This is a genomic window from Aquimarina acroporae (assembly GCF_023195925.1).
Taxonomy (GTDB): domain Bacteria; phylum Bacteroidota; class Bacteroidia; order Flavobacteriales; family Flavobacteriaceae; genus Aquimarina; species Aquimarina acroporae.
The window spans coordinates 85221-98349 of the sequence record NZ_JALPRE010000003.1 but is presented as its reverse complement, the minus strand read 5'-3'; the positions used below and the strand labels follow the sequence as shown (position 1 = coordinate 98349).

Sequence of the window (13129 nt, the reverse complement as noted above, 5' to 3'; positions counted from 1 at the left end):
TACTTGATTATGGATACCGTTCAGTACGTTATAGACCAAATTCCTATTCGCCATAATGCAGTCTCATACTTTATTTTTCTTGGTGTTTTTACCGGAATTTTACTGAGCTTGGTCATTCTGTTTAGAACCTCAAAAAAAGCTACTTCTTTTAAAGTATTCGGGTGGTCCTTACTCTTTCAATCCTTATTAGCTGCAGATGTTTTTTTATGCTACACAGGATTGATGAAATATGTGCCGCACCTCAATGACAGTACAGAACCATTGGTATTACTTCTGGCACCTTCAATCTATATGTTTGTGTATTCTTTGCTAGAACGCCAAACTATAACTCTAAAAAAACATTGGTTTCATCTTTTACCAGCTGTAGGATATTTTGTGACACAAGTTCCATACTATCTTCAATCAAAAGCCATTAAAATCAATGCATATTTAGGAGCCTATCATGATCATCTTGACAGAATACCTATTCCTAACGATATTACATATCCGTATTTATGGATTAAAGATGAATTTAGATGGCTTATATTATCTAGCTTTTTATGTTATATTTTACTTAGCATACGACTAGTGCTTAAACATTTATATGCCCGTAAAACAACCAATGCCGAGAACATAAAACTTAACAAATACAATTTTTCAAGAAATACTATTATCGGCTTTCTGGCCACTTTTATTCTAATTTTTATCGTTTTTCTCAATTTTGAAGATGATGGAGGCGATCATTACATCTTTATATTTCATACTGTACTAGTCATCACTACTTGTTTTGTATTATTATCTGAATCCAGGTTTTTTGAAAGTTCATGGATTGCCGATAAATATGAAACTTCGGGATTAACCTCGCATACATTATCTATTGATGATATTAGGAAGTATGTAGAAAAAGAGAAGTTTTATATCTCTGCGTCTGCGTCATTAAAAGATCTTGCAAATTCAATGGGGGCAAGTGCCAATTACATCTCCCAAATCATTAATACCTCAACAGGGTTAAACTTTAACGATTTTATTAATACCTATCGCGTAGAACTCTCTAAAAAACGGTTATTAGATGATCGGTATAAGCATCTCACTATAGAAGCTATAGGAAACTCTGTGGGTTTTAAATCTCGATCTGCTTTTTACAATGCTTTTAAAAAACATGTACATATGTCTCCGAAAGCGTTTATAAATGATCAAAACATATCTATTTCAAAATAAAATGTCCAGAATTACAATTTGAGACATTATCCATCAAAATCTGCAAGGTCATTGTTTTCAAAATGTACAATTTTGATCAACAAAAATTAAAACATTATGAAAACAAAAATAAGAAGGTATGACCTTGATTGGTTACGAGTAATCGTTTTTGGATTATTGATTTTCTACCATGTAGGAATGTTTTTTGTACCGTGGGGTTGGCATATAAAAAATAACCATATAGTAGAATGGATTCGCTGGCCAATGTTATTTTTAAATCAATGGAGATTACCTATCCTTTTTGTGATCTCGGGTATGGGCACCTATTATGCATTATCTTCAAGAAATCTATGGCAATTTAATCTAGAGCGTTACATACGATTAGGTATTCCACTGGCTTTTGGTATGCTTCTTATTGTTCCTCCTCAGGTTTATTTCGAACGTTTAGCAAACCATGAATTTACAGGTTCATATATGGCATTTCTCAGCGGGCCGGCCTATAAAGGTATCTACCCTGACGGAAATATAAGTTGGCACCATCTCTGGTTTTTACCCTATTTATTTTTGTATTCACTACTACTATCTCCAATATTGATTTTTCTCAAGAGGAAAAAGACTCGATTTATAACCTGGGTTTCCAATCTTTTGCAAAAATCATTCGGTTTCTATCTTTTTGTTATACCCCTTTATTTTGTTGAAGTCTTGATAGAACCTTTCTTTCCGGTAACACATGCTTTGGTAGATGATTGGTTTACCTTTATCAATTACTTTATTTTATTTTTCTATGGATTTGTCTTGCTAGCTACAGGAAATGTATTTTGGGAACAAATAGATCGAATTAAGAAAAGAGCACTTTGGATAGGCTGTGTAGCGTTTTTGATTCAAACGACCATTTGGATAATCGGTAAAGACAGTATCCTCATTCATTTTACAGAAGGAATGATTAAAGTTATTAATCTTTGGTCATGGATTTTAGTACTTTTTGGGTATGCAGCAAAATACCTAAATCGAAAAAGTAGCACTATTTCCTATTGTAACAGAGCTGTATATCCGTTTTATATTTTGCACCAAACCATAACTATTACCATAGGATACTACCTTATGGATCTGCACTGGAATACGGTTTCTAAATTTATAATTATGGTACTAGGAACTTTTCTGGCAAGTTGGGTATTGTATCACTTTGTGATACTAAAAATCCCTTTTCTTCACCCATTGTTTGGACTAAAAAAGGGATATTCATCTTACGATAAAAAATCTTGAAAATAACCTAAACAGGTTATCCAACATTTAAGACTTCTTCTATTTGTGGAGCATATTTCTTAATCGTCATTTCTACTCCAGATTTTAAGGTCATTTGGTTTACACTACAACCTACGCATGCACCTTCTAACTGAACTTTTACAGTTTTATCATCCTCAATGGCGATTAGGGAAATATTGCCTCCATCACTTTCTAAAAAAGGTCTTATTTCATCTAATGCTTTCTCTACATTTGCTTTTAATTCTTCAGAAGTCATTTCTTATTTTTTTACAGCAGAACAACCTGCCATTGTTGTTATCTTAATTGCTTCAGTAGGAGGTAAGTTTTCATTTCTTTGTACCACTTCCTGCACCACATTCTTTGTCAATTCTTCAAACGCCTTCTCGATAGAGCTTGCTGTTTGAAGTGCCGCTGGTCTTCCAACATCTCCTGCTTCTCGTATACTTTGCACTAACGGAATTTCTCCTAAAAACGGGACATCAATATCCTCTGCCAGATGCTTTGCACCTTCCTTCCCAAAGATATAATATTTATTGTTAGGAAGCTCCTCAGGAGTAAAATAAGCCATATTCTCTACAATTCCTAACACAGGTACGTTAATACTATCCTGCTGAAACATTGCCACTCCTTTTCTGGCATCTGCCAATGCTACATTTTGAGGTGTACTTACCACAACTGCACCAGTAATAGGTAATGATTGCATGATAGAAAGATGGATATCACCAGTTCCTGGAGGTAAATCTAGAAGTAAAAAGTCTAATTCTCCCCACGCAGCATCAAAAATCATTTGGTTTAAGGCTTTTGCCGCCATTGGGCCTCTCCAAACCACAGCTTGATTAGGCTGAGTAAAAAAGCCAATAGATAATATTTTAACCCCATAATTTTCTATGGGTTTCATTTTAGATTTGTCCCCAACCTTTACCGACAATGGTCGTTCTCTTTCTACATCAAACATTATCGGAGCTGAAGGACCATAAATATCGGCATCTAAAAGACCTACATTAAATCCCATTTTTGCCAGAGTAACTGCCAAATTTGAAGTTACTGTAGATTTACCAACTCCTCCTTTTCCAGATGCTACCGCAATAATATTCGAAATTCCAGGAATAGGTTTTCCTTTAATTTCATTTTTTGCAGGTTGTGCCGCTGGTGCAGCTTCGACCTTAATATTTACTTTTATTTTTGCCTTTTCATAAACATGTTCATGAATGGCTTTTAAGACATCAACCTCGGCTCGTTTTCTTATATGCAGAGCAGGTGTCGATAATACCAAATCTACTATAACCTCATCACCAAATGTGATTACATTTTTTACAGCTCCACTCTCTACCATGTTTTTCCCTTCACCGGCCACTGTAATAGTCTCAAGCGCTTTTAGTATCTCAGATTTTTCTAATTTCATGTATCTTTTTCTTTTCCAATACAAACAAATTCATCCAGAATTGTTCTTACTGCAAAGATAGTTCGAAAAGTTAAGATTATAAAGCCTCAAAATCGAAAAGGTTTATAACCATATTGTGGTTAGTGATACTTCATAAATAGAAAAAACATATCATAATTACGTGTTTCATTTTTCTTGCTCGTCAAAACTACACAGACAAAACAAAACGACTAAAACATGAAACACATATTTTTATTCTTATTTACTTTTTTCTTTTTAGGTACTATTCAAAATTACAGCCAAGGAAAAATTGATAAAGCAGAAAAAAGTCTATCACAAAAACAAGAGCAAAATAGAATAAGTTCAAGATCAAGAAGTAATAATGATGATGACGATCAATACTATGGTGATAGTTTTCTGGCCGATTCCTTCGGATTTATTTTGGTTGATATATTTTTATATTCATCATATTATGCATTGGTAGAAACTCCTATAGAACGAGAATATGCCGGCAGCAGGGCATCGATTACAAAATACCCTTACCTTTATGACCAGAAAGGAAATTACTCCTATGAACAAGATGATACTACCACCTTATTTAGGACCACTTTCTCAAGTCGATTTGTTGCAGAAAACAACAAACTGTACGGAAATCATCTCAACCTAAACATGCGATTCTTACACAGATTTGGATTAGAAGTAGATTATCTTCAACTATGGGAAGAAAACAGCAACTTTGGAACCAATACCCTCGCAATGTACACCGCCTTAGCAAAATATCATAGAGTGAGAACAGAGCGTTTTGATGCCTGGTGGGGTTTAGGAGCGACTTATGTAGATGGTGAAGTAGACGAATGGGGATTTACCTATGGAATAGGTGCAGAGTGGTTTTTTGCAAAACCGTTTAGTCTAGAAACTAATTTTAATCAAACCTTTATAAATGACAATACAGTAAATAAGTTTAATGCATTTGTAAACTATCATGTAAATCGATATAAGTTTTCTGCTGGATATGAACACCTCAAAATAGGGAGTGCAGATTTTTCGCTATTCACAGCTGGGGTTAGTATTTCTTTTTAGAGCTCTTTCATAGGGTCCCAAAACACTTTATCAAAATGTTGTATCTGGTTATCGATAACCTCTACCCCTTCATTTTCAAGGAGCTGTTGCATTAGATTGGTTCCTTGAAAATGGTGTTTACCAGTTAGAATCCCTTTGCGATTCACCACACGATGGGCGGGCACATCGTCACGACCGCCACAGGCGTTCATTGCCCAACCAACCATACGTGCACTTCTAGCAGCACCAAGGCACTTTGCTATAGCACCATAAGAGGTAACTCTACCATATGGAATTAATTTTGCAACTTCATAAACACGATCAAAGAAACTAGTGTCAGAACTGGTATTATCATTCTTTTTTACTCCCATGTGTATATAATTCTTGCAAGGGTAATTACTACTAAAATAAGCATTAAAATCCCCATAAAATAGTTAGAGTATTTTGTAATGGTAGCTGTTTTCTTTTCGATTTTTAAAAACGAAAACACATAAAAATAAAGAGTAACAAAAGTTCCAGATCCTGCTGCCAGAATAAATGTTATAATTTTTGGGGCATCATACTCAATTTTTCCGCTAACACTCATCCCTGCTGCAATAGCTACGAAATAGGGTATTGGCAAAACATTTATTGCCGACATCATCATACCTTTAAAAAAGCTTCGGGTATTATTATGCCTGTACACTTTTATCTTTGTTCTTCTTTGTTTAGCCTTAGCAAAAAAGTAAATAGCCATCAAAAAAAAGATTACCGCTCCGGTACGTAATAAAATATTTCGAACATAAGGGCTGAAAAAGATATATTTTGCTAAAAGAATAGCTACTAAAGCCTGAAGCACTACCACTATTGAAGCGCCAATTGCTACTAAAACACCATTTTTTTTACCGCGTTCCAGACAGGTTCTCGCGACGGTCATATTTACGAGTCCCGGTGGAATTACTCCTACTAATGAAGCAAAAAATGTAACGAGAAAGAGTTTGGTAGTTTCCAAAATCGCAATGCAATTAAGAGATTTTAAATTGGATGTAAGTTATGGGTTTATTTTGTTCTAAATATTGTTTTTCATAAAAAGTTTGAATCGAGGTAACTATCTCTGGAGCACCCTCATTATGATACACATTATGGTTAGCATATAACACTTCATGCCCTTCCCCATGCAACAAACCAAGAGTGTAACCATGCATAAATTCACTATCGGTTTTGAGATGAACTAGTCCATTGGGTTTGAGTATCTTTTTATAGCGTTGTAAAAACTCATGATTAGTGAGTCTATGTTTTGTTCTTTTATATTTAATCTGAGGGTCGGGAAAAGTAATCCAGATTTCATCTACTTCACCTTCATCAAAAATATACGCTATCAATTCGATCTGGGTTCTAATGAATCCTACATTATTCATTTCATTCTCAATTGCAGTTTTGGCTCCTCTCCAAAATCGAGCTCCTTTGATATCTATACCTATGAAGTTTTTATCAGGATATTTCTCTGCCAGACCTACCGAATATTCGCCTTTACCACAACCTAATTCAAGAACAATAGGTTGATCGTTTTTAAAAAACTTCTCTCTCCATTTTCCTTTGTATCCTAATGTATTATTAAGCACTTCATCTCGTGTAGGTTCGACTACATTATGAAATGTTTTATTTTCATTAAATCGTTTTAACTTATTCTTACTTCCCACCTATGTATTTATTTCTTGTATAAACTAGTCTATCGGATTATTGATTTGTTACAAAATTCTTGTATTACCTTTATCAGTTGGCATTGCTTTTTATCACCCCGTTTTATCTAAAGATAATTTTTTGGTAAAATTAAGGAAATATACGTACATGAAAATAGATTTAATTTTATTCTTAACATCAAATAGTTATTCAGTCTAACAAACTAAAAACTAAGACATTTGGACAAAAAAGTACTTGTAGCTCCATTAAATTGGGGATTAGGCCATGCCACACGTTGTATACCAATTATAAACGCTTTACTTCATGAAGGGTTCGAACCCGTTATAGCCTCAGACGGTGTTGCTCTTGCACTTCTAAAAAAGGAGTTCCCAAATTTGAGAACAAAAGAGTTACCTTCATATAAGATTGAATACTCAAAAAAGGCTAGTAACTTTAAATTAAAGATGCTTTTAAACAGTCCTAAGATTGCTCATGCTATAAGTGCTGAAAAAAAGGCCATAAAAAAGCTTGTTGAAGAAGAAAAATTTGCTGGTATTATCTCTGATAATCGAATGGGGGTACGCCATAAAAGCATTCCATCTGTTTTTATAACTCACCAATTAACGGTACTGAGTGGAAACACTACATCTTTCAGTACCAAAATTCATAATAAATACATTAAAAAATTCGACCTCTGTTGGGTTCCCGATATGGCAGATGACCCCAATCTAAGTGGTGAACTGGGGCATCCCAAAAAAAGTAGTGTTCCTGTTACATATTTGGGTCCGTTGAGTAGGTTTGAACATCAGGTAATGCCAAAGAAGTATGATATCATGGTATTGCTTTCTGGGCCCGAACCACAACGAACCTTGCTTGAACAAAAGCTTTTTCAGGAGTTTGAACAAAGTGATAAAAAAATAGTTTTTGTACGTGGTGTTATAGAAGAAACTCACAAAACGTATGTAAAAAACAACATCACAATTCACAATTACCTCATGGGTAAGGATCTGGAAAATGCTATTAACAGTAGTAATTTGGTAATTTCAAGATCGGGATACACCACTGTAATGGATTTAGCAAAATTAAAGAAAAAGGCATTTTTTATTCCTACCCCGGGTCAATTTGAACAGGAATATCTGGCACAAAGGCTAACCTATAATAAATTGGTTCCAAGCTGTGACCAAAATGAATTTACTTTAAAAAAGCTTCGGGATTTAAATATGTATAAAGGGTTAAGCAGTTTTAGTACCGACATCGACTACGGGGAACTTTTTCACTTTTTCCAAAGTAAATGAGAATTCGCTTCCTACGCGGTAATCGCTTTCTACATAAATACGCTCATGATGGGCTTCGATTATATGTTTTACAATAGCCAATCCTAGTCCGGAGCCTCCTTCTTTTCGGGAACCACTTTTATCAACTCTATAAAAGCGTTCGAATAAACGAGGAATATGCGCTTGAGCGATACCTTCTCCATTATCGGTTACTCTCACAATAACTTTATTACGAATAAGGTCTTCGATACTTACCTCGGTAGTACCGTCTTCTTTCCCGTATTTAATTGAATTTACAACCAAATTTGATAACACCTGTTGAATCCGCTCTTTATCGGCATGTACCATAATCGGATTCTTATAATTCATATCGAAAGCGAGTGCTATATTTTTTTTTGCAGCCTTCATTTCAAAAAGATCAAAAACACTCTGCACCAACTCTACAATGTCAAAATTGGTATAATTTAAATTAAGATCCCCCACCTCGAGCTTCGTAATCATATCAAGATCATTTACGATATAGATCAACCGCTCTACACCTTTATTGGCTCGATTAAGATACTTGTTTAGTATTTTAGGATCTTCCATAGCTCCATCTAGTAGCGTTAAAATATATCCTTGTACGGTAAAGAGTGGTGTTTTTAATTCGTGAGAGACATTCCCCATAAATTCTTTTCGGTAAGCTTCTCTAACTTTTAAGGTTTCGATTTCCGTTTTTCGATTTTGAGCAAACTTCTCTACTTCCTTAATCAAAGTTCTCATATCTGTGGTAACCGGACTGTCTTCTATTTTATCGACATCTAACATTTCGATATCATCATAAATTCTCCTTACTCTACGATAGATAAAGCGTTCTGCCCTATACTGCACAACGATAAAACAAATCGCATAGCACGCCACCGCAAAACCCAAAATAAAAAATGGATTTATTACCGATTGCATGTATAAAAAAACGCTCAGAGCGAGCGTTAATACTATAGTTATGTATAAAGACGAAAGGTATGCGAACCTATACGACTTCTTAAAGTTTTCTGCCATTTACACTACAAACTTATATCCAACTCCTTTAATCGTCTTAAAGCTATTGTCTCCTATTTTTTCTCTTAGTTTTCTAATGTGAACATCTATCGTACGTCCTCCTACAATAACTTCGTTACCCCAAACCTTATCAAGAATATCTTCTCGCTTAAATACCTTACCTGGTTTTGAGGCAAGTAAAGATAATAATTCAAACTCTTTTCTTGGTAAGATGATCTCTTTTTTGTCTTTTACAATTTTATATTCATCTCTATTAATGACCAAGTTTCCGATCTTTACAACATTATCTGAAGATTCATCTTCTTTCAATCTTCTTAATAACGCCTTTACTTTACTTATTAGAACTTTAGGACGAATTGGTTTTGTGATGTAATCATCTGCGCCAGCATCGAAACCTGCCACTTGCGAATAATCTTCACCTCGTGCGGTTAAAAAGGTTATAATAGTATTTTGTAAATCGGGCAGTTTACGAATTTGCTCACAAGCTTCGATACCATCCATTTCGGGCATCATTACATCCAAAATGATTAAATGTGGCTTCTTTTTTTTAGCTAATTTTACAGCTTCTACCCCGTTTTCGGCAGTAATAACATTATACCCCTCTGCGGTAAGATTATAACCAACGATTTCTAAAATGTCTGGTTCATCATCTACCAATAATATTGTAATATCTTTTTTATTCATTTTTTTGTTGAATTATATCACGACAGGTAAATATACATTGTTACTTCCAAAGTTTTAACAACTATTTCGCTGTAAACAATAAACTAACGTAAAAATCTTATAACCATAACATTTACTTAACGTAATGGATGATGAATATTTAATCTTGATGATCTCTATAAGTAGCCAATAAGTTCATTGTAGCAGTGATCAAATCTTTAGTTTCAGTTAGTAAACTAAAATATAAAGTTGTGTTTTTGGGACTACTTTCTTCGGTTCTGGTTCTTTCTATCTGTTTTGTGATTTTTGTACTCACCAGAGTATATAACTCTTGACGTTCTTCAATGATCCCGTTGAGTTTATTGAACTCTCTATTATCGAAAATAGTCTTTATATGACTAAAGAAATTGGCTAATTGATCCTCAATTTCTTTCAGGTCTTTTATCTGATTAAATCGTAAACGTTTATGATTATTATTCACATGTTTATGACTCACTTTTGCTATATACTCCAGAGATTGGGTAATATCTTCGAGATATCCCAGAATTGAAATATAGAAATCACTGGCACCAACGCTGGCCTCATCGAGGTTTTTAATGAAATAGAAAATACTGTCTCTTAACTCTTCGACTTCTGTTTCCAGTTTGGCAATTCCTTTTCTACTTTTCTTCAATGCTGCCAAGTCATATTTAGCAAGACTTTCTATAGTATTTCCGTATATCTTATTTCCTCTATTAATAAATGAAGTAATGTTATCTGAACTTTCTTCTATTACGCCCTGAATAGAACTACTTTCAGATTTTTTCAATCTATCTTCTGCTCTTTCTGCTCTTGTTTTGTTGCGGTATTTGATAGTACTTCTTACCAATAACAATATCGCAACCAATAACAATACTCCTGTCATTATGGGCTGGTGTAAATTGATAAGAAAAGCGATAGTTGCTGCTGCAAGAAATGCACTTATTGCAGTGAAGAACCACCCTCCAATTACATTAAGCACTCCAGCTACACGATATACTGCACTTTCACTTCCCCATGCTCTATCAGCCAAAGAAGTACCCATAGCTACCATAAAAGTTACATAGGTAGTAGATAGTGGTAATTTCATAGAGGTAGCGATCGATATCAAAATACCGGCTACCATAAGATTCACTGCTGCTCTTACCAAATCGAAAGCAGGTTTGTCTTCTTTTTTCGATGCAAAAAGAGAAGCGACCGTCGATTGTTCATCAAATTGTTTATCTGCGAAACTTTTGAAAGAACCTGGTGTTATTGCAGAAAACCACTCCGAAACTGAAATAGTCGTTCTCACAATCCCCCGTGATAAAAAGTTTGGTCTAAATTTTTCATCACCTTCTCCTTGTCTAGATAGGTCTATCGAGGTTTTTACAACATTTTGTGCTTTGGCAGAAAACCATAAGGTTAATACCATAATTAAACCTGCAGCTAGTAACAAATATGTAGGAGTAGCTACTTTTGATGCTAAAATACCCATGGTAAAAGTTTCTGCAGGCATACCCGACGCCGACCAAGCTTCATATGACTGCCATGCCGCAATGGGAACCCCAATAAAGTTTACCAAGTCATTACCAGCAAAGGCCAAAGCCAAAGCAAAAGTCCCTACAATAATAATAACTTTATAGATGTTTGTTTTAAATACAGAAACAATGATATAAGAAAGTAAAGACCAAAATACAAAACCTAAAGCCACGATTAATAACACATTGGTTTCTAGAAAACCTCTTAAGGTTAAAGCTATGGTTCCCGCTTCTGCATCTATCTCATATAAATCTTTTTTAGCCTTGATAAGTTCCTTTACAGATTCAAAAGAACTATTAAAGTAAGTATTTGCCCAATCTAATAAACCTTCGGCACCTCCATTATAGAGCATATCAACAGCAAGTTTGGCATAATTTGTTCCTTTAATACCTTTAATAAATATAAAATACAAAATCGCGGTAAGGGCTATACCCCCAAAAAGGGCTCCCACCCACTTCGCCTTTTTCTCGAAATTAAAAGATAGTAATAAGCGAGATATATATTGCACAATAGCTCCTACCGAGAACGCTACTACAACAGATAACAATATTCCGGTAATAATCTCTCCAGCTTTTTTGGTATTGATATAGTCTCCTAAATCACCTATAGAAAGTGATGCATCTGCAGATATCTTTAATAGCGCAACACACACGGCCGCTCCTAAAAGTTCAAAAACAATAGATACCGTAGTTGATGTAGGCATCCCCAAAGTATTGAAGAAATCAAGTAACAAAATATCGGTGATCATTACTGCCATAAAGATGATCATAATCTCATCGAAATAAAACTCGCCAGGAATAAATATTCCTTTACGAGCTACTTCCATTAGACCACTTGAAAAAATTGCTCCGGCAGCAATTCCCACACTAGCAACAATCATTATAGTTCTAAACGAAATCGCTTTAGAACCAATAGCAGAATTCAAAAAATTTACAGCATCATTACTAACCCCAACAATCAGATCTGCAATAGCTAGCACCGCTAGTGCTATGATCATGAATATGTAAATATCACTCATATATTTAATCAATACTTATAGACCACAAAAATGTTACTAATATTCAATCCACATGTTATTGAAATGTTATCTTTTCACTGCCTTTTGAGCATTAACGCCATACAATCAAAACTAAGGTTTACTGTTTACACCAGATTACCATTACTTTAATGCCCTACCTTCATATAACAAACAAAACCTCAAACATATGCTAGTTAAATATTAAATATTTGATTTTCAGTATTTTACTATATCTTCGCAATGATATTGAGTAAGATTTCTCCGCATTTTCCGAAAACGAAAGCGCTCATTTAGAAACGTTTGTTAAATCAATCAACCAAAAAAATAACATTACAAATACTTTATTATCAATGTTTTACGTATTCAATGTTAATTTAATGTTACGTAATTGTTGTTCAAAAGTAAAATTAATGTTACATTTGTAATGTAATCATTAAGAACCCCGAACAAAATATATTAAGACATGAAAAAAATAATTATAACATTGGCATTGTTGTTTTCGGCAACAATCTTTGCTCAAGAAGTAAAACCTACATTTGAAAAACAAGGAGATTTAATTAAAGGAACCTTCTACCATGAAGACGGAACTGTAAGACAACAAGGTTTCTATAATAAGGAAGGTAAGCTACATGGTGAATGGAAATCTTATGATGAAACTGGAAAGAAGATCGCCATGGGACAATATAATAATGGTGTTAAAACTGGAAAATGGTTTTTCTGGACAGCCGACAAGCTATCTGAAGTAAACTACTCAGACAATCAAATTGCTGATGTTACCACTTGGTCTAATAAAGACAACGTTGTGGTGAACTACGACAATAATTAATTGTTGAGAACAATAAAGTACAAAAAACGCTTCATGAATATGAAGCGTTTTTTGTTTGCTATACCCTCAAAAAATTATGAAAAGATATAGAGCAATTGACATTTTCAGAATTATTGTCTTTAATATTTTATTTACATTTTTATTCCAAAATTAACCTGCTTAACATAAACTTTTAAAAAGGTAAAGCCCAATAAACTCTTCAAAAATATTTTATTCACAGTACATTAAAACAC

Annotated in this window: 13 protein-coding genes; 5 read left to right on the top strand and 8 right to left on the bottom strand. The window is 34.2% G+C overall.

Translation table 11 applies throughout. The features are described from left to right. Positions 1–9 precede the first annotated feature (9 nt). Both M0D21_RS05025 and M0D21_RS05020 read left to right on the top strand, forming a co-directional pair. Positions 10–1197, top strand: coding sequence for a helix-turn-helix domain-containing protein (locus M0D21_RS05025; protein WP_248327356.1), 1188 nt, complete (start codon positions 10–12; stop codon positions 1195–1197). 96 nt (positions 1198–1293) lie between these two features. Continuing rightward, complete coding sequence (locus M0D21_RS05020; protein WP_248327355.1) at positions 1294–2439, top strand: acyltransferase family protein; 1146 nt, start codon at positions 1294–1296, stop codon at positions 2437–2439. Between the two features lie 16 nt (positions 2440–2455). Here M0D21_RS05020 and M0D21_RS05015 read toward each other — a convergent pair whose 3' ends face one another. Both M0D21_RS05015 and M0D21_RS05010 read right to left on the bottom strand, forming a co-directional pair. Beyond that, on the bottom strand, positions 2456–2695 hold the full coding sequence (locus tag M0D21_RS05015) for a NifU family protein (protein ID WP_248327354.1): 240 nt from the start codon (positions 2693–2695) through the stop codon (positions 2456–2458). Positions 2696–2698: 3 nt separating this feature from the next. After that, on the bottom strand, positions 2699–3841 hold the full coding sequence (locus tag M0D21_RS05010; protein WP_248327353.1) for an Mrp/NBP35 family ATP-binding protein: 1143 nt from the start codon (positions 3839–3841) through the stop codon (positions 2699–2701). Positions 3842–4057: 216 nt separating this feature from the next. On the opposite strand from M0D21_RS05010, the gene M0D21_RS05005 reads away from it, so the two are divergent. After that, positions 4058–4900: a porin family protein gene (locus M0D21_RS05005; protein WP_248327352.1), complete on the top strand. Its 843-nt coding sequence runs from the start codon at positions 4058–4060 to the stop codon at positions 4898–4900. Here the strand turns inward: M0D21_RS05005 and M0D21_RS05000 are convergent. The 3 genes from M0D21_RS05000 to trmB are packed head-to-tail and all read right to left on the bottom strand — an operon-like array spanning position 4897 to position 6558. Continuing rightward, positions 4897–5250, bottom strand: coding sequence for an MGMT family protein (locus M0D21_RS05000; RefSeq protein WP_248327351.1), 354 nt, complete (start codon positions 5248–5250; stop codon positions 4897–4899). The genes M0D21_RS05005 and M0D21_RS05000 overlap by 4 nt on opposite strands. Then, positions 5241–5870 (bottom strand): LysE family translocator, encoded by a 630-nt coding sequence (locus tag M0D21_RS04995; protein ID WP_248327350.1) that lies wholly within the window; start codon positions 5868–5870, stop codon positions 5241–5243. Before M0D21_RS04995 ends, M0D21_RS05000 begins: the two co-directional genes overlap by 10 nt. Before the next feature lie 13 nt (positions 5871–5883). Continuing rightward, entirely contained in the window at positions 5884–6558 is a 675-nt protein-coding gene (gene trmB, locus M0D21_RS04990) for a tRNA (guanosine(46)-N7)-methyltransferase TrmB (RefSeq protein WP_248327349.1), read from the bottom strand. A 219-nt stretch (positions 6559–6777) separates the two neighbouring features. Between trmB and M0D21_RS04985 the strand changes: the two genes are divergently transcribed. Continuing rightward, positions 6778–7833, top strand: coding sequence for a glycosyltransferase (locus tag M0D21_RS04985; protein ID WP_248327348.1), 1056 nt, complete (start codon positions 6778–6780; stop codon positions 7831–7833). Here the strand turns inward: M0D21_RS04985 and M0D21_RS04980 are convergent. The 3 genes from M0D21_RS04980 to M0D21_RS04970 form a co-directional block, all read right to left on the bottom strand. Beyond that, positions 7771–8850 (bottom strand): sensor histidine kinase, encoded by a 1080-nt coding sequence (locus tag M0D21_RS04980; RefSeq protein ID WP_248327347.1) that lies wholly within the window; start codon positions 8848–8850, stop codon positions 7771–7773. The two genes, M0D21_RS04985 and M0D21_RS04980, sit on opposite strands and share 63 nt — an antisense overlap. Continuing rightward, positions 8851–9534 (bottom strand): response regulator transcription factor, encoded by a 684-nt coding sequence (locus tag M0D21_RS04975; protein WP_248327346.1) that lies wholly within the window; start codon positions 9532–9534, stop codon positions 8851–8853. Positions 9535–9673: 139 nt separating this feature from the next. After that, complete coding sequence (locus tag M0D21_RS04970) at positions 9674–12070, bottom strand: inorganic phosphate transporter (protein WP_248327345.1); 2397 nt, start codon at positions 12068–12070, stop codon at positions 9674–9676. A 463-nt stretch (positions 12071–12533) separates the two neighbouring features. Between M0D21_RS04970 and M0D21_RS04965 the strand changes: the two genes are divergently transcribed. Next, positions 12534–12896, top strand: coding sequence for a toxin-antitoxin system YwqK family antitoxin (locus tag M0D21_RS04965; RefSeq protein ID WP_248327344.1), 363 nt, complete (start codon positions 12534–12536; stop codon positions 12894–12896). Positions 12897–13129: the final 233 nt, after the last annotated feature.